This window comes from Parenemella sanctibonifatiensis (genome assembly GCF_002250565.1).
GTDB classification, from domain to species: Bacteria; Actinomycetota; Actinomycetes; order Propionibacteriales; family Propionibacteriaceae; genus Parenemella; species Parenemella sanctibonifatiensis.
Map to the genome: position 1 here is coordinate 502,737 of NZ_NMVJ01000006.1, position 16,400 is coordinate 519,136.

Annotated in this window: 16 protein-coding genes; 14 read left to right on the top strand and 2 right to left on the bottom strand. The window is 67.8% G+C overall.

Annotation, left to right across the window (positions count from 1 at the left end; all coding sequences use genetic code 11):
• Positions 1 to 24 precede the first annotated feature (24 nt).
• A complete protein-coding gene (locus CGZ91_RS06865) occupies positions 25 to 480 on the bottom strand; it encodes an ArsR/SmtB family transcription factor (RefSeq protein WP_094453668.1) in 456 nt (151 codons plus the stop codon).
• A gap of 134 nt (positions 481 to 614) precedes the next feature.
• Between CGZ91_RS06865 and thrS the strand changes: the two genes are divergently transcribed.
• The 14 genes from thrS to CGZ91_RS06935 all read left to right on the top strand — a co-directional run bounded on the left by thrS (position 615) and on the right by CGZ91_RS06935 (position 15,023).
• Positions 615 to 2,612, top strand: coding sequence for a threonine--tRNA ligase (gene thrS, locus CGZ91_RS06870; protein ID WP_267490235.1), 1,998 nt, complete (start codon positions 615 to 617; stop codon positions 2,610 to 2,612).
• Positions 2,613 to 2,614: 2 nt separating this feature from the next.
• Entirely contained in the window at positions 2,615 to 3,211 is a 597-nt protein-coding gene (locus tag CGZ91_RS06875) for an HIT family protein (protein WP_094453672.1), read from the top strand.
• On the top strand, positions 3,208 to 4,842 hold the full coding sequence (lnt, locus tag CGZ91_RS06880; RefSeq protein WP_094453674.1) for an apolipoprotein N-acyltransferase: 1,635 nt from the start codon (positions 3,208 to 3,210) through the stop codon (positions 4,840 to 4,842). The genes CGZ91_RS06875 and lnt overlap by 4 nt, the downstream gene beginning before the upstream one ends.
• Before the next feature lie 10 nt (positions 4,843 to 4,852).
• Positions 4,853 to 5,464 (top strand): CDP-alcohol phosphatidyltransferase family protein, encoded by a 612-nt coding sequence (locus CGZ91_RS06885; protein WP_094450960.1) that lies wholly within the window; start codon positions 4,853 to 4,855, stop codon positions 5,462 to 5,464.
• Positions 5,461 to 6,297 carry a DUF881 domain-containing protein gene (locus CGZ91_RS06890; RefSeq protein ID WP_094453676.1) on the top strand — a complete coding sequence of 279 codons (837 nt, stop codon included), beginning with the start codon at positions 5,461 to 5,463 and terminating at the stop codon, positions 6,295 to 6,297. Before CGZ91_RS06885 ends, CGZ91_RS06890 begins: the two co-directional genes overlap by 4 nt.
• The gene (locus CGZ91_RS06895; RefSeq protein WP_094450958.1) at positions 6,294 to 6,626 is read left to right on the top strand and encodes a small basic family protein; all 333 of its coding nucleotides are present in this window, start codon (positions 6,294 to 6,296) and stop codon (positions 6,624 to 6,626) included. Before CGZ91_RS06890 ends, CGZ91_RS06895 begins: the two co-directional genes overlap by 4 nt.
• Positions 6,626 to 7,480: a DUF881 domain-containing protein gene (locus tag CGZ91_RS06900; RefSeq protein ID WP_094453678.1), complete on the top strand. Its 855-nt coding sequence runs from the start codon at positions 6,626 to 6,628 to the stop codon at positions 7,478 to 7,480. Before CGZ91_RS06895 ends, CGZ91_RS06900 begins: the two co-directional genes overlap by 1 nt.
• Positions 7,481 to 7,649: 169 nt before the next feature.
• Positions 7,650 to 8,027, top strand: a complete 378-nt coding sequence (gcvH, locus tag CGZ91_RS06905; protein ID WP_094453680.1) for a glycine cleavage system protein GcvH — start codon at positions 7,650 to 7,652, stop codon at positions 8,025 to 8,027.
• 66 nt (positions 8,028 to 8,093) lie between these two features.
• Positions 8,094 to 8,624, top strand: a complete 531-nt coding sequence (locus tag CGZ91_RS06910; protein ID WP_094453682.1) for an FHA domain-containing protein — start codon at positions 8,094 to 8,096, stop codon at positions 8,622 to 8,624.
• On the top strand, positions 8,624 to 9,313 hold the full coding sequence (gene ftsR / locus CGZ91_RS06915; RefSeq protein ID WP_094453684.1) for a transcriptional regulator FtsR: 690 nt from the start codon (positions 8,624 to 8,626) through the stop codon (positions 9,311 to 9,313). The genes CGZ91_RS06910 and ftsR overlap by 1 nt, the downstream gene beginning before the upstream one ends.
• 68 nt (positions 9,314 to 9,381) lie before the next feature.
• The gene (locus CGZ91_RS06920) at positions 9,382 to 9,891 is read left to right on the top strand and encodes a bifunctional nuclease family protein (protein ID WP_094453686.1); all 510 of its coding nucleotides are present in this window, start codon (positions 9,382 to 9,384) and stop codon (positions 9,889 to 9,891) included.
• Positions 9,892 to 10,050: 159 nt separating this feature from the next.
• Positions 10,051 to 10,599 (top strand): MerR family transcriptional regulator, encoded by a 549-nt coding sequence (locus tag CGZ91_RS06925; protein ID WP_094451235.1) that lies wholly within the window; start codon positions 10,051 to 10,053, stop codon positions 10,597 to 10,599.
• Between the two features lie 131 nt (positions 10,600 to 10,730).
• Positions 10,731 to 13,625 (top strand): aminomethyl-transferring glycine dehydrogenase, encoded by a 2,895-nt coding sequence (gene gcvP, locus CGZ91_RS06930; protein ID WP_094454138.1) that lies wholly within the window; start codon positions 10,731 to 10,733, stop codon positions 13,623 to 13,625.
• A 120-nt stretch (positions 13,626 to 13,745) separates the two neighbouring features.
• Positions 13,746 to 15,023 carry a YihY/virulence factor BrkB family protein gene (locus CGZ91_RS06935; protein ID WP_094453688.1) on the top strand — a complete coding sequence of 426 codons (1,278 nt, stop codon included), beginning with the start codon at positions 13,746 to 13,748 and terminating at the stop codon, positions 15,021 to 15,023.
• Positions 15,024 to 15,119: 96 nt separating this feature from the next.
• On the opposite strand, the gene CGZ91_RS06940 is transcribed toward CGZ91_RS06935, so the two are convergent.
• On the bottom strand, positions 15,120 to 16,319 hold the full coding sequence (locus tag CGZ91_RS06940; protein WP_094453690.1) for a pyrophosphate--fructose-6-phosphate 1-phosphotransferase: 1,200 nt from the start codon (positions 16,317 to 16,319) through the stop codon (positions 15,120 to 15,122).
• Positions 16,320 to 16,400 lie beyond the last annotated feature (81 nt).

Here is a 16,400-nt window from a genome sequence, read left to right on the forward strand (position 1 = left end):
CACCGGGGCCTGGAGCGCCGGCGCTCAGCGTTCGTCGTTGCCCAGGTGGGTCACGTACGTGTCGAGGTGGTCCAGCGTCTGGTTGCCGCCCTCAACTGCGCCGCTGACAGCGACGGCCCGGTCCCGCAGCGCGGCCGTGGGAAACGCCGTGCGCAGCTCCTTCAGGCGCTGAACGTAGGCATCCAGCCGATCGAAGCTTTCCTGCCAGAACGACTCGAACCCGCCGGCCCACGCGTGGACGGACTGCAGCCCGCGAGCATCCAGCCCATAGATCCGCTGTTTTCCCTCCCTGCGGTCATGCACCAGTCCGACCTCGCGCAACACCCGCAGGTGCTCGGAAGCTCCGGGCTGACTGAGACCGAGGTAGTCGGCCAGGTCGGCGACCGAGCGCTCACCGGCGCGCAACAGCGTGAGGATCTCCCGTCGCCGCGGTTCGGCGATCGCATTGAAGACATCGGAGGTGGTTGCTGCGCGCGCCATGGATCCCACATATACTGATATAGGAATGTGTCAACAGTTCGCCCCGAAAGCCGGTCACACCGGCTGGCCACATGGGGCAGAATGGGCCGGGTCGAGCGCCGCGAACCGCGCGGCCCGCCAGGAAGGGAAACCCCGTGTCCGTGCATGTCTCCGTCGTCCGAGCCGCATCAGCCGAGCCGGAGCAGGTGGAGACCACCACTGGACTCGAGCTGTTCGGGGGTGATCCCACCATCGTCGCGCAGCGGGTCGACGGTGAGCTGCGAGACCTTGCCCACGCTTTCGCCGGCGGCGAGACCGTCGAGCCGGTCACGGTCGACTCTCCCGATGGCCTCAACATCCTGCGGCACTCCGCCGCCCACGTCGCCGCGCAGGCAGTCCAGGCCACCCACGCCGGCGCCAAGCTGGGCATCGGCCCGTTCATCACCGACGGCTTCTACTACGACTTCGACCTGGATGGCGAAACCTTCTCGCCGGAGGACCTCAAGGCCCTGGAGAAGGAGATGGGCCGCATCATCAAGGAGAAGCAGAAGTTCGTACGCCGGGTGGTCACCGACGAGGAAGCAACCGCCGAGCTGGCCAACGAGCCCAACAAGATCGAACTGATCGGCCTCAAGGGCGGCTCCTCGGACGACGACGGCTCCAGCGTCGAGGTCGGCGCGGGGGAGCTGACGATCTACGACAACGTCCGGCGTACCGGCGAGGTCGCCTGGAAGGACCTGTGCCGCGGCCCGCACGTACCGCACACGGGCTACATCAAGGCGTACGCCCTGCTGCGTACCTCTGCTGCCTACTGGCGCGGTGACCAGAACAATCGCCAGTTGCAGCGGCTCTATGGCACGGCCTGGCCGACCAAGGACGACCTGAAGGCGTACCTGACTCGACTGGAGGAGGCGGCCAAGCGCGACCACCGCAAGCTGGGCGCGGAGCTGGATCTGTTCAGCTTCCCCGAGCAGATCGGATCCGGCCTGCCGGTCTTCCACCCCAAGGGCGCCACGGTCAAGATGGAGATGGAGAACTACTCACGGCAGCGTCACATTGAGGCCGGCTACTCCTTCGTCTCGACCCCTCACATCACCAAGGCGGGCCTGTTCGAGACCTCCAAGCACCTGGAGTGGTATCAGGACGGCATGTATCCGGCGATGCATCTGGACGAGGAGCGCGACGCTCAGGGCAACGTTCGCCGACAGGGGCAGGACTACTACCTCAAGCCGATGAACTGCCCGATGCACAACCTCATCTATCAGTCCCGGGGTCGGTCCTACCGGGAGTTGCCGCTGCGTCTGTTCGAGTTCGGGGCGGTCTATCGCTATGAGAAGTCCGGCGTGGTGCACGGGCTGACCCGCGCCCGCGGCTTCACCCAGGACGACGCGCACATCTACACCACCGTGGAGCAGATGCGCGACGAGCTGGCCAGCCTGCTCACCTTCGTGCTGGACCTGCTGCGTGACTACGGCCTGGACGACTTCTATCTGGAACTGTCCACCCGCGACGAGAACAAGTCAGTTGGTGACATCGAGACCTGGGACCAGGCGACCGCGACGCTGGCCGAGGTCGCTGCCGAGTCAGGTCTGGAGCTGGTGCCGGATCCGGGTGGCGCTGCCTTCTACGGCCCGAAGATCTCGGTCCAGGCCAAGGACGCCATCGGGCGCACCTGGCAGCTGTCGACGATCCAGCTGGACTTCTTCGAGCCAGAGCTCTTCGAACTGGAGTACACCGCTCCCGACGGTTCTCGGCAGCGGCCGGTGATGATCCACCGCGCTCTGTTCGGCTCCATCGAGCGCTTCCTGGGCGTCCTCACCGAGCACTACGCCGGCGCCTTCCCGGCCTGGTTGGCCCCGGTGCAGGTCACCGCGATTCCGGTTGCCGGCGAGCACGTCGACTATCTGGAGGACATCTGCTCCCAGCTGCGCGCCAAGGGCGTACGCGTGGAGTTGGACGCCTCCGATGACCGGTTCGGCAAGAAGATCCGCAATGCGCAGAAGGAGAAGGTGCCCTTCATGCTCATCGCCGGTGACCAGGACCGTGCCGACGGCACGGTCTCCTTCCGCTACCGCGACGGCAGCCAGAACAACGGTGTCAGCATCCCGGCAGCGATCGAGGAGATCCTCACCACCATCATCGAGAAGCGCTGACGATGGGCGCCGAGCCGGACCCCACCGCCCCGGACGCCAGCACCGAGGCACCCGTGCAGGTCAGCGCCGAGTTCGCGACTGACCTGCCGGGGGTCCCGGACTCCTTGCAGCGGTTGTGGACGCCGCACCGGATGGCGTACGTCAGTGGTGAGGCCAAGTCCCGCGACAGCGAACGGGGCTGCCCGTTCTGCGCCAGCCCGGGCAAGGACGACGCGGCCGGTCTGATCGTCCACCGCGGCGAGGCCGCCTTCGTCACGATGAATCTCTATCCCTATTCGCCGGGGCACCTGCTGATCTGCCCCTACCGCCACGTTGCCGACTACACCGACCTCACCGCGGCCGAGACCGTCGAGATCGCCGAGCTGACTCAGAAGGCGATGCGAGTGGTACGCGCGGTGAGCAAGGCGGCTGGCTTCAACCTGGGCATGAACCAGGGGGAGGTGGCCGGCGCCGGCATCGCCGCACACCTGCACCAGCACGTCGTGCCGCGCTGGCTGGGCGATGCCAACTTCATGCCCATCATCGGGCGCACCAAGCCGGTGCCGCAGCTGCTGGAGGACACCCGCCGGCTCTTCGCTCAGGCCTGGTCGACCGCGTGAGCACGACGACCGGGGCCGCCGCCGACGAACCGACCGATCAGAACGAGGCCGGTCAGACCGAGTCGGGTCAAAACAGGGTGGGGGACCAGCACGAGGTCGTCCGTCCAACCGCGATCATGCCGCTCTTCCAGGCGGTCGTGGCCGGTTCCATCGGTGCGGGTCTGCTGATCCTCAGCTTCCCCGAGCCCGGTTGGTGGTGGGCGGCATTTCCCGCCGTGGCGCTGCTGTGGGCGGCGTTGCGGGGACGCAGCATCGGTGGCGCCGTGCTGGTCGGAATCCTGGCCGGGCTGACCTTCCACCTCGGCCTGCTGCGTTGGGCGACACTCTTCCTGGGCCCACTGCCGTGGGCGGCGCTCGGCGTCGAACAGGCCCTGTGGTGGATCCCGATGGCCATCGCCTGGACGCTGACCTCACGTTGGCTGCCGCACCTGGGGCGCTGGGGCACTCGGCTGGTCCCGGTGGTTGCCGGTGGCCTGTGGCTGGGGCGGGAAACGTTGGCGGGTGCGGTGCCCTACGAAGGTTTTGCCTGGGGCCGGATCGGTCAGGCGCAGGGGAGTGGACCGCTGGTGGAACTGGCGAGTTGGATCGGCGTCACCGGACTCACCCTGCTGGTGGCGACCGTCTCGGTGGCCGCGGTCGAACTGGCATTGGCCGCTGCCAACCGACCGGCCGGCGAGCGGGGTCCGGTCGCCATCACCGCGGCCGCCATCCTGGTCACCCTGATCGCCCTGGCCCTCGTGCCGATCCACCGGCTGCCGGTCACCGACTCCATCACCGTTGCGGCGATCCAGGGTGGCAGCGACAAGGCTGGCTACTTCAACGGTGGGGAGCCGGGCGAGGTACGGCAGGCGCATGCGCTGGCCACCGATCTGCTGGAGCCGGGCTCCACCGACCTGATCGTGTGGCCCGAGGCGGCGGCTGAATGGGACAGCGCCAACGACCGCACCACCGGACCGGTGCTGGATGCGGTGTACGCGCGTCACCAGACCCCCATGCTGGTGGGGTGGATCCGCAGGGAGGGCGACCTCTACCACACCTCCTATGCACCGTGGCCGCGCACCGATCAGGTCTATGACAAGCACCGCCCGGTCCCGTTCGGGGAGTACGTTCCCGACCGCGAACTGTGGCGGCGATTCGCCCCCGAACTGATCGACCTCATCGGTCGTGACTTCACCCCCGGCACCGGCGCCCCGGTGTTGGAGGCCGCCGGCACCACGGTGGGGGTGGCCATCTGTTACGACATCATTGACGACGACCTCATGCGCGAGATGGTCGCCAACGATGCCGGCTGGATCGTCTCGCCCACCAACAACGCTGACTTCGGGCGTACCGACGAACTGTGGCAGCAGACCCAGATCGCCCAGCTGCGAGCGGTCGAGTCCGGGCGTACCGTCGTCCAGGCCTCCACGGTCGGACCCACCATTGCCTTCGGCCCCGACGGTCGGGTCCTGGCCCAGGCGGACGACATCTACACCCCAGCCGCGGTCGTGGTCGAGGTCGAGGTCCGCACCGGCGCCACTGCGGCGATGACGATCGGCCCGGGCCTCGCCTGGACCTGGCAGGTGACATCCGTCCTGCTGCTGGTCGTCGCCGGTGTCGTGAAGCGTGTCACCAGCAACCGGATCGCCTAGGCTGAGGCACATGAGCGGCGGCGACGACATGGATCGGGTGTGGACCATCCCGAACGTGCTCAGCTTTCTGCGGCTGTTGGGCATCCCGCTCTACTTGTGGCTCATTCTGGGACCCGGCGAGGACGGATGGGCCGTGGTGGTCCTGGTGGTCGCCGGTCTGACCGACTGGCTGGACGGCCAGATCGCCCGGCGCACGAACACCATCACCCGACTCGGGCAGATGCTGGACCCGATCGCTGATCGCCTCTACATCCTTGCGATCATCGTGTCGCTGGCGATCCGCGACCTGATCCCGTGGTGGCTGGTGGTGCTGCTGGCGCTGCGGGACGTGATGTTGGCTTTCCTGCTGCCCTCCCTCCGCCGCCGCGGCTACACGAGCCTGCCGGTCCACCTGCTTGGCAAGATCGCCACCTTCTGCCTGATGTACGCCTTCCCACTGGTGCTGCTCGGCGGCGCCCAGGCTGCCGGAGTCTGGGGCACCGTCCTGTACGCCTGCCATCTGGTCGGTTGGGCATTTGCCCTGTGGGGCACCGCGCTCTACTGGTGGGCAGGTCTGCTCTATGTGTGGCAGTTGCGGTCGCTGGTCACGAGCCCGACAACCTCGGCCCTGACGGGCTCATGAGCGACCGGGACCGCACCCCGGGTCGTTGGGACCGGCTCAGGGAACGGCTGGTGCGAGTGCAGGATCCTCGCGATCCCGACGCCAGCATGGGGCTGTTGCGCCAGGTTACCGACCAGGCGCTGGAGCCCGGCTACACCCGGGCAGCGGCTCGGTCCCAGCCCCGCCGGCGATGGCTGTCGGCGATCGCCCTGGTGCTGGTGGGCGTGCTGTTGGCCATCACGGTGCAGCAGACCACGGCCAGCGCTCCCGAGGCCGAAGCCGAACGCGACCAGGTCCTGGAGCGGGTCACCGAGGCCGAGGCCCAAGTCGCCCAACTGCGCGCCGACATTGCCACGGAACAGGACGCCATCGAGGCCATCCGGGCCGAGGCGCTGGGCAGCGAGGCCGATCTGACCGCAACCGTGGCCGAGTTGGAGGCCGGCACCGGGCGTACGGCGGTGGTCGGCCCGGGCGTCGTGGTGGTTGCCACCGATGGCCAGGGCGGCCAGGGCCGAGTGGTCGACCTGGACCTGCAGCAACTGGTCAACGGCCTGTGGAGTTGTCAGGCCGAGGCCGTCGCGGTCAATGGCCAACGGATCACGTCCCGCAGTTCGATTCGGATCGCCGGTGAGGCGATCACGGTCAACTACGTCTCGATCACCCCGCCCTACCGGGTCGAGGCGATCGGTGATCCGTCGATGCTGCCGGGCTGTCTGCGGGGCTCCTCCGCCGGGGCGTGGTGGAGCTTCCTGGAGCAGTCCTACGGCGTAGGCTTCGACGTGACGCGGGCGAACAACCTGGAGCTGCCCGCCGACGACGGTCTGGCGGTACGCGAGGGGAGGCGTCTGCGGTGATAGCGATACTTGGGCTCCTGGTCGGGGTGGTGCTCGGCGTCATCTTCGAACCCTCACTGCCGGCGGCCCTGACGCCCTATCTGCCGATCGCGATCGTGGCCGCGATCGATGCCATGCTCGGCGGATTCCGGGCCTTCCTGGCCGGCTCCTTCACCGACCGGGTGTTCGTGGTGTCCTTCCTGTCCAATATCGTCATCGCCTGCCTGATCGTGCTGCTGGGGGACCGGATCGGCGTAGGGGCACAGCTGTCGACCGGCATCATCGTGGTGCTCGGCATCCGCATCTTCACCAACGCCGCCGACATTCGGCGGATGCTGTTGGGGGCCTGATGACCCACGAGGATCCGGATCAGGACAACGACCGCGCCGACGGTACGGCGGGTGACGAGGAGACCGACAGCGACGCCGCTGACGCGACCGGCACCGGCCACGAAACCGCCACCGACAACGACACCACCGAGCACAGCGAACCAACCCCTCGGGACCGACTCAAGCAGGCACTCCTCAAGCCTCGGGCCACACAGTTGCTGATCGCCGTTCTGCTGGGGGCGCTGGCGTTCAGCCTGGTGGCCCAGATCCGCGGCCAGGACGACACCTACGAGGGCACCCGACGCAGCGACCTGATCCAGATCCTCGATGGCCTGACCCAGGAGTCACGCCGGTTGGAGTCTGAACTGAACGACCTGCGTCGGACCCGTGAGTCCCTGGAGAACAGCCAGGACCGGGCCCGGGCGGCCCGCGATGAGGCCCAACGGCGTACCGACGACCTGTCGATCCTGGCCGGGACCGCACCGGCGCAGGGGAGGGGGATCCGGATCGTGATCCATGACCCGCAGGCCAAGATCTCGCCGGCCCTGATCCTCAACGGCATCCAGGAGTTGCGCGACGCCGGCGCTGAGGTGATCGAGATCAATGACTCCATCCGGCTGGTCGCCAGCTCCTCGATCACCGGCAGCACCGGCGCGGTCCAGGTCGACGGTCACGACATCGGCCCCGACATCGTCATCGAGATCATCGGCGACCCGGCCACCCTGGAACAGGGAGCGCGGTTCCGTGGCGGCCTGGTGTCCGAGATCGAATCCGAGGCCGTTGGGGGCCGGGTCACGATCGACCAGGTCCAGCTGCTCGAGATCCGTTCGGTGGTCGAGCCTCGCCCCCAGGTGTACGCCAGCCCCGGCCCCTGACCGGACAGCCAGCCGACCGCCCGGTACTGAATCACTGGCAACCCCGGCGCTTTTTCGGGCGGGCATTGCCCACCAGATGGGTGAGGGGCACTAGGGTGGGACGGGAGCAGTGCTGCGGCTGTCAGCGCTGGCGGATCGAGGCCGATGGGCCCCGCAAGAGGAGACGACAATGGCTGATTACCCCACGGACCGGAGCTACAGCACCGAGCACGAGTGGCTCCTGACCGGCCCGACGACCGCTCGCGTCGGCATCACGGCGTACGCTGCCGACACCATCGGCGACGTGGTCCATGTCACCCTCCCCGAGGTCGGCAGTGAGGTCGCCGCCGGCGAAGCCTGTGGTGAGTTCGAGTCCACCAAGGCCGTCAATGAGCTCTACAGCCCCGCCGCCGGTGTGGTCACCGCGGTCAACGAGGCGCTCGCCGACAATCCCGACCTGATCGGCGCCGATCCCTACGGCCAGGGCTGGCTCTATGACATGGAGCTCTTCGGCGCCCCGGAGGGGCTGCTGGACGCCGAGGCGTACGCCGCGACGATCGAAGGCTGAAGGAATCCCCACCGGTCTGGTGAGGATCACTTAGACTGACTGTTCACGGCCGAACAGGCCATCAAGTTGAGGGAGGCACAGGTGTCCGACAACCGGAACTGCCCCAGTTGCGGCAGCCCCGTCGAGGCCACAAGCAATTTCTGCTCTGCCTGCGGTGCAGCGCTCCCGCGGACCGACAGCGGTCCGGCACCGGCGAGCGTCACCGACACCACCAGAGTGATCCCGGCGATCACCGAGGAGGACCTCAGCGACCTGGACCATGACGAACAGGCCGCGGTCGAGTCGCTGCCGCCCGGGCACGCCCTGCTCATCGTCAAGCGGGGGCCCGGCGACGGCCGCTACCTGCTGGCCAAGGACCACGTCACGGCCGGCCGCAGCCCGGACTCCGACATCTTCCTTGACGACATCACCGTGTCGCGGCACCACGTCACCTTCCTGCGTACGCCGGAGGGCACCGTCGTGCAGGACCAGGGCAGCCTGAACGGGACCTACGTCAACCGCACCCTGTGCGACGGTGACGTACGCCTGCGGCAGGGCGACGAGGTCCAGATCGGCAAGTTCCGCATGGTCTTCTACGCGAGTTCCCACGGGGCCTGATGCCGCCGCTCACCAGGAGCATCGGGCAGGTCCTTCCGCTGCTCAAGGATGACTTTCCCGACGTCTCGATCTCCAAGATCCGGTTCCTCGAAAGTGAGGGGCTGGTCTCTCCGGAGCGTTCGCCGTCGTCGGGATATCGGCGTTATCGCGAATCCGACATCACCCGGTTGCGCTACATCCTGCAGATGCAGCGCGACCATTACCTGCCGTTGAAGGTGATCCGGGAACACCTCGACATGATCGACCGCGGCATGGAGCCGCCGAAGATGGACACCCCGGCGCCCCAGGCCGCGCCGGCCGAACGGAGTCCCGCGCCCCGGCAGCCGGTCGCCGCCAAGCCGCCGCTGCGGTTGTCCCGGGAGGAGCTCCTGGAAGCCAGCGGTCTCAGCGAGGCGGCGCTGATCGAGCTCGAGAAGTTGATGATCCTGATGCCGCGGCGGGGTACCAACCATTACGGCCGCGATGCGGTCACTATCGCAGTGGTGGCCCGCCGGTTGGCCCAGTACGGGATGGACGCTCGCCACATGCGGGTCTTCAAGCAGGCCGCCGAGCGTGAGGTCGGACTGATCCAGCAGGCGATGACGCCGGTGCTGCGCCGCAACGGTGGCAACCGCGAGGTCGAGGCAGAGGTCATCCAGTTGGTGGCCCATGCCCACGCCGCACTGATGCGGACCGCGCGGCGGCACTGACTGACGCTCCCTGACCGCACGCACCACTGGCCGCTCGCGGGCTGGCGGATGCGCGTAGGCTGGCCGCCATGGTCGAGCTTGAGGTCATGGGTGTTCGCATCGAGATGCCGGCAAATGCCCCGATGGTGTTGCTCCGCGACCAGCTCAGCAAGCGACACTTGGTCATCTGGGTCGGTTCGGGGGAGGCCGCCGCCATCGCGCAGGCGTTGGACGGTCTCACACCACCACGTCCCCTGACCCACGACCTGATCGTCGACCTTCTCGAGGAGCTCGACCACAACCTCACCGAAGTCCGCATCACCGACCTCGACGAGGGCACCTTCTTCGCCGAACTTGTCGTCGACGACGGGCGCATCATCAGCTGTCGCCCCTCCGATGCGATCGCGATTGCGCTGCGGGCCGGCGTACCGGTCAATTGTGCCGAGGAAGTGCTCGCCGAGGCGGGCATCGAGCTGGCCGATGACGCCGACGACGAGGGCGATGATCCCATCGGCGATGAGGAGGTCGAAGCCTTCCGGGAATTCCTTGACCACGTCAACCCGGACGACTTCGTCACCGGTGAGGAACCAGACGACTGAGCTTCAACCGTGACTTGAAGGTGGCCGCTCTGTAGGGCGTGTCGTTGACCAGTCTTCTCGAACCCGATTAGCGTTCAGGTCGTCGGAGTTTCCCCACCCCGTCGATGATCTCCAAGGAGCCAGGCAGTGAGCACCAGCAACGCACGGTCGCGCAGGCAGATGCCGCAGACCCCGCCGAACCAGGATCTGCTGTTCGACGGCGACTTCTCGCCGATGCCTGAGGACACCGGCTTCCGGGGTCCGGTCGCCAGCTCGGCCGCCGGCATCACCTACCGCCAGCTCGACTACTGGGCACGGACCGGGCTGGTCGAGCCCAGCGTCCGCGGCGCGGGCGGATCGGGCACCCAGCGTCTTTACAGCTTCCGCGACATCTTGCTGCTCAAGATCATCAAGCGGCTCACCGACCTGGGCGTATCGCTGCAGCAGGTCCGCAAGGCCATCGCGCACCTGCGGGAGCGTGGCGTGCAGGACCTGACCGAGATCACCCTGATGTCAGACGGCGTCACGATCTTCGAGGCGACCACCAACGACGAGATCATCGACCTGGTCAGCAACGGCCAGGGCATGATCAGCATCGCGCTGGGCAGTGTCTGGCACGACGTCCAGGGCGTTCTGGTGGATCTGCCCTCGGAGCGTCCCAACGACGATGCGCTGATCGACGGCGAGGACGAACTGTCACGACGCCGCCGCGCCAAGCGGGCGGTCTGACCGTCCAGCCCGGACGGGCCCACCGGGGTTAGACCCAGCCCGGACGGGCCCACCGGGGTTAGACTCAGCAAGGACCATGACGGCTCAACAGCCCTTGTCATGGTCCTTGTCCCGTCCCAGGAGGAATGCTCATGCCGGTCAGCTCCGACCTCGCGAACGTCGACCCCACCAGTTTTGAGAGCCGTCACATCGGCCCCTCGGCCGAGGAACAGGCCGCGATGCTGACTGCCTTGGGGTACGCCGACCTGGACCAGCTGACCGAAGCCGCGATTCCGCCCTCGATCCGTGCCGATGCCACGCCGACCCTGCCGCCGGCCCGCAGCGAAGCGGCCGTCGCGGCCCGGCTGCGGGAGCTCGCTGATCGCAACCGGCCGCTACTGTCGATGATCGGGCTCGGCTATGCAGGCACCATCACGCCCCCGGTGATCCGGCGCAACGTGCTGGAGGATCCGGCCTGGTACACCGCGTACACGCCTTATCAGCCCGAGATCAGCCAGGGCCGACTCGAGGCGTTGGTGAACTTCCAGACCATGATCGCGGACCTCACCGGACTGTCGACCGCCGGCTCCAGCCTGCTGGACGAGGCCACCGCCGTCGCCGAGGCCATCGCGATCGCCCACCGGGCCCGCCCGAAGAAGGTGGCGGCCACCAGCACCGTGCTGCTCGACGGCGGTCTGCTGCCACAGTCGATCGCCGTGGTCCGGACCCGAGCCCGTGCGATGGGCTGGCAGGTTGAGGTCGCCGACACCGACCTGGCCCAGGGCATCCAGACCCATGACCCGTTCGTGGTGGTGGTGCAGGTGCCCGGCACCAATGGCCGGATGCCGAGCGAGGCTGAACTGCGCCAGCTGGCCGACAAGGCTCACGAGAACGACGCGATGGTGATCGCGGCTGCCGACCCGATGGCGCTGGTGCTGAGCGCGACGCCCGGGCAGTGGGGCGCCGACATCGCCGTCGGCTCCACCCAACGCTTCGGCATCCCGCTCTTCCACGGCGGCCCGCATGCCGGCTACATCTGCGTCCGGGCCGGGCTGGAACGACAGTTGCCGGGCCGCTTGGTCGGCGTGTCCAAGGACGCCCACGGCAACCCTGCTTACCGGTTGGCGCTGCAGACCCGGGAGCAGCACATCCGCCGCGAGAAGGCCACGTCCAACATCTGCACCGCCCAGGTGCTGCTCGCCGTCGTCGCCTCCATGTACGCCGTCTTCCATGGCCCCGCAGGCCTGACCGCAATCGCCACCGCCATCCACCAGCGCACCAGGCGCCTCGCGGCGGGGCTGGTCGAGGCAGGGCTGGCCCCGGTCCACGACGACTTCTTCGACACCCTGCTCATCACGGCGGCCGGTCGGGGTGCCGAGTTGGTCGCGACCGCCGAGGAGGTCGGCATCCACGTCCGCGCCGTGGACGCGGATCATGTCGGAGTCTCGGTGGGGGAGGACACCACCGACGCCGATCTGGCCCGCCTGCTGGACGTCTGGGGCGCCAGCCTGCCGAGCGATGGCCACGGCGGCATGGCCGGCCACGTCCGCAGCGCCGACTTCCTCACCCACCCGGTGTTTCGCAGTCATCACAGCGAGACCGAGATGCTGCGCTACCTGCGTACGCTGTCGGAGCGCGACTTTGCGTTGGACCGCGGCATGATCCCGCTCGGATCGTGCACCATGAAGCTGAACGCCACCACCGAGATGGAACCGATCTCGCTGCCGGGCTTCGCCAACGTGCATCCCTTCGTGCCGGCTGCCCATGCCCAGGGATACCGCGAACTGATCGCCGAGCTGGAGATGTGGCTGGCGGAGATCACCGGCTATGACCGGGTCTCCCTGCAGCCCAATGCCGGCAGCCAGGGGGAACTCGCCGGACTGCTGGCGATCCGGGCCTATCACGTGGACCGCGGTGAACCGGGCCGCACCATCTGCCTGATCCCCGCGTCGGCGCACGGCACCAACGCTGCCTCGGCAGCCATGGCGGGCCTGTCGGTGGTGGTGGTCAGGACCGCCGCGGACGGCTCGGTCGACCTGGTCGACCTGCGGACGAAGATCGACCAGCACCGCAACGAGCTCGCCGGGATCATGGTCACCTATCCGTCCACGCACGGCGTCTACGAGGAAACCATCACCGAGTTGTGTGCGCTGGTCCACGACGCCGGCGGTCAGGTCTATGTCGATGGCGCCAACCTCAACGCGCTGATGGGCTTGGCCCGACCCGGCAAGTTCGGCGCCGATGTGTCCCACCTGAACCTGCACAAGACCTTCTGCATCCCTCACGGCGGGGGTGGTCCCGGCGTGGGGCCGGTCGCCGTGCGGGAACACCTGGCCGGCTATCTGCCCAACCACCCGATCGTGACCGACGCCGGCCCCGACTCAAGCTACGGTCCGGTCTCGGCGGCACCGTGGGGTTCGGCCGGCATTCTGCCCATCTCGTATGCCTTCATCGCGCTGATGGGGGCCGACGGGCTGACCCACGCCAGTCAGGTTGCGCTGCTGAACGCCAATTACATCGCGCAGCGGCTGGGCGATCACTTCCCGATCCTCTACACCGGCCGCAACGGCCTGGTGGCACACGAGTGCATCCTGGATCTGCGCGGCCTGACCAAGGCCAGCGGCGTGAGCGTCGATGATGTCGCCAAGCGACTCATCGATCATGGTTTTCATGCGCCGACGATGAGCTTCCCGGTCGCGGGGACGCTGATGGTGGAGCCGACCGAATCCGAATCGCTGGCCGAGCTGGACCGGTTCTGTGAGGCGATGATCGCGATCCGGCACGAGATCGACAAGGTGAGTTCGGGGGAGTGGGGCGAGGACAATCCGTTGGCGAACGCACCCCACACCGTGCACGAGGTGACCGCCGACAGCTGGCACCACCCCTACAGTCGCACCGAGGCGGGCTGGCCGTCCGGACGTCAGGTGGCGATCACGGCCGGGCCTGCGGCGGCAAAGTACTGGCCTCCGGTGGGGCGGGTCGATGGCGCGTACGGTGACCGCAACCTGCAGTGCTCCTGCCCGCCGGTCAGCGACTGGCAGGACTGAGTCGGACCGGTTCCCGGGTTCGGCGAGGCATGCCAAGGAAACCGGCGGCCGTGGCCCGCTAGGGTGTTGCCCGTTCGTTCCGCCTCGGGGGGAACAGAGGCGACCAGCAGGAGGTACGGTGTGAAGAAGCGCGTGGACAGGCTGATGGCCAAGCCGTGGGTTGCCCACATCTTGCGGATGCAGGCTCGCTACACCAATCGACTCGGCAACCAGTTCGCCGGCGCGATCACGTACTTCTCGGTGCTGGCTCTGGTGCCGATCATCCTGTTTGCCTTCGGCATCACCGGCATGGTGCTGACGGTTCTACGGCCCGACCTGATGGCGATGGTGATTCAGTCGGCCGGCGACGCGCTGGCTGGCTTCGGCGAATCCCTGCAACAGACGATCCTGGGCCAGATCGAGGAGGCGCTCACCAGCTGGGGCGTCACCGGCGGTATCGGCCTGGCGGCCGCCCTCTACGCCGGCGCCGGCTGGGTGGCCAACATCAAGTCCGCCGTCCGGGCACAATGGCGCCCCGAGTTCGACACCCACGAGAGCAAGCGCTTCATCGTCTGGGAGACCTTGGCGAACATGGGCCTGCTGGTCGGGCTGCTCATCATTGTCGCGATCACCGTCGGCGTGTCCCAGGTCGCCACCAGCCTCAAGGGCGTCGTGCTGGGGCTGTTGAACCTGGACGGCGAGACCTGGGCTCGCTGGGCATTCAGCGTCGTGCCGATGGTGGTGTCGCTGGCGGCCGGCTGGTTGCTCTTCCTCTACATCTTCCGGTTCTTCCCTGAGCGGGAGAACCGGCCCAGCCGCAGTTCACTGGCCTGGGGTGGCCTGATCGGTGCCGTCGGTCTGATGGCGCTGCAGTATTTGTCCGGCATCATCATGGGCGCCTTCTCCGGCAACGCGGCGGCGGCGGTCTTCGGGCCCATCATCGTGTTGATGCTCTTCTTCAACCTCTTCGCACGCCTGATTCTCTACGTCTGCGCCTGGGTTGCGACCCGCAACCAGCCGGCCGTGGCCCGGGAGTACAACAAGGCTGACGAGCCGTTGCGTGCTGTACGCCACGACGTCGAGGTGATGGCAGTGCCGGGGCACTGGAGTGCGGCCCGGGAGGACCGGCGCCGCAAGGAGCAGGCCTCCGGCGACAGCACCGACGACAGCGGCATCCGCGAGGACAGCGCCCGGCAGGCCTGGAACCGGCAGCGGAGCGTGCGCGGACCGCAGCCCCGCGGCGGCGACCCGCGCACCATGCCGCATCTGGAGCCCGATGCGCGCCAGAGCGTGCCACAGGACGTGGCGGCCCGCGGCGTACGGATCGGGATGGGCGCCGGCTGGGTCGCTGGTACGGCCGCCGGTGTCGGCCTGGGCGCCATCATCGCCGGTCTGGTCGGCAAACTCTTCCGCCGCTGAGCCGGGCCTGCCCCATAACACCTGACCTGTCCCGCAACGACAACAGCCGCCGCCCGACGGGCGGCGGCTGTGCCGTCGGCTCAGCTGTCGGTCGACTCAGGCAGGCTGACCCAAGTCGGCCAGCATGGCCGTGTACCAGTCGGTCCGGGTGTCGAAGGGCTTGCCGCCGGCGATGCGTTCGAACTCGATGGCGCGCAGTTCATCGTCGCGTTCGATGTCGTGCCCGATGACGCCCGACACACCGGAAAGCGCGCTGTCGACCGCCAGCTCGGTCATCGACGCGATCAGCGCCAGGTCGGTGTCGTTGGCGGCGGCGGAGCGAGAGTAGTAACCCGACTTCTGGACCATGACCTTCTCGGCCTCCAGCAGTCCGGCGAACTGCTCGGCGAACCACTGGCCGGGGTTGATCTTGTCGAGCTTGACGTGACCGAACGGGTCCCGCGGCACTTCCTTGCCCTCGGCCTCCAGTTCAGCCACGATCGACTCCACACCAGCACCTTCGGACAGGAAGATGGTGACGTTGCCGACCTCGTCCATGATTCCCTTGAGGCGCATGGCCTCGGCCTTGAGGTCGATGCTGGCCTCGGGCACGTAGACGGCGTGAACGTCCCAGGCCTCCCGACTCAGACCGATCTCGGGCAGCCACTCGCGGCTGTCGAGCCAGGCCCGGTAACGCTGCGCGGTGGCGGCGGTCAGCCAGCCACAGTTGCGGCCCATCACCTCGTGGATGATGAGCATGCGGGAACCGGAGTTGTGCTCGGAGCAGATGTTCTGCGCATAGCGGGCACCCATGTCCGCGGCGGTGTCGGCGCCCAGGGTCTGCTTGATCGGCACCACGTCGTTGTCGATGGTCTTGGGCAGCCCGACGACGGTGAGGCCGTAGTCGTGGTCAGCCAGATATTTGGCCAGATCCGCGGCAGTGGTGTTGGTGTCGTCACCGCCGATGGTGTGCAGGATCGTGACGCCGTCGGCCTGCAGCCGTTCCGCGGCAACCTGCAGCGGATCCTGTCCCTCCTGGACCAGCCCACGCTTGACCAGGTCAGCAGCGTTGGTGAGCTTCACCCGCGAGTTGCCGATCGGAGAGCCGCCGAACTCGTGCAGCAGCGCGGCCTTCGCCCGCACCTGCGGGGTCACGGTCAGGTAGTCACCGCTGAGCAGGCCCTGATAACCGTGACGGTAGGCGATGATCTCCGCCTCCGGCGCCACACTGGAGTATCGCTCGATGAGTCCACCGACCGCCGAGGACAGGCAGGGGGCGAATCCGCCGGCGGTGAGCAGGGCAACCTTCGGGGCCATGTCAGACCTTCCTTGTTGGGGGAGTTGTCCACAGATTTCGACGACCTCAGCCTAACGGCCTTCCCTTTCGTGACCGGATCA

What these genes read in the sequence shown, in the direction of transcription:
- CGZ91_RS06925 (WP_094451235.1), top strand. Translation starts at nt 10,051, where the DNA reads ATGCCGCAGACCCCGCCGAACCAGGATCTGCTGTTCGACGGCGACTTC.
- gcvP (WP_094454138.1), top strand. Translation starts at nt 10,731, where the DNA reads ATGCCGGTCAGCTCCGACCTCGCGAACGTCGACCCCACCAGTTTTGAG.
- CGZ91_RS06920 (WP_094453686.1), top strand. Translation starts at nt 9,382, where the DNA reads ATGGTCGAGCTTGAGGTCATGGGTGTTCGCATCGAGATGCCGGCAAAT.
- CGZ91_RS06865 (WP_094453668.1), bottom strand. Translation starts at nt 480, where the DNA reads ATGGCGCGCGCAGCAACCACCTCCGATGTCTTCAATGCGATCGCCGAA.
- CGZ91_RS06885 (WP_094450960.1), top strand. Translation starts at nt 4,853, where the DNA reads ATGAGCGGCGGCGACGACATGGATCGGGTGTGGACCATCCCGAACGTG.
- CGZ91_RS06940 (WP_094453690.1), bottom strand. Translation starts at nt 16,319, where the DNA reads ATGGCCCCGAAGGTTGCCCTGCTCACCGCCGGCGGATTCGCCCCCTGC.
- CGZ91_RS06875 (WP_094453672.1), top strand. Translation starts at nt 2,615, where the DNA reads ATGGGCGCCGAGCCGGACCCCACCGCCCCGGACGCCAGCACCGAGGCA.
- ftsR (WP_094453684.1), top strand. Translation starts at nt 8,624, where the DNA reads ATGCCGCCGCTCACCAGGAGCATCGGGCAGGTCCTTCCGCTGCTCAAG.
- CGZ91_RS06900 (WP_094453678.1), top strand. Translation starts at nt 6,626, where the DNA reads ATGACCCACGAGGATCCGGATCAGGACAACGACCGCGCCGACGGTACG.
- gcvH (WP_094453680.1), top strand. Translation starts at nt 7,650, where the DNA reads ATGGCTGATTACCCCACGGACCGGAGCTACAGCACCGAGCACGAGTGG.
- CGZ91_RS06890 (WP_094453676.1), top strand. Translation starts at nt 5,461, where the DNA reads ATGAGCGACCGGGACCGCACCCCGGGTCGTTGGGACCGGCTCAGGGAA.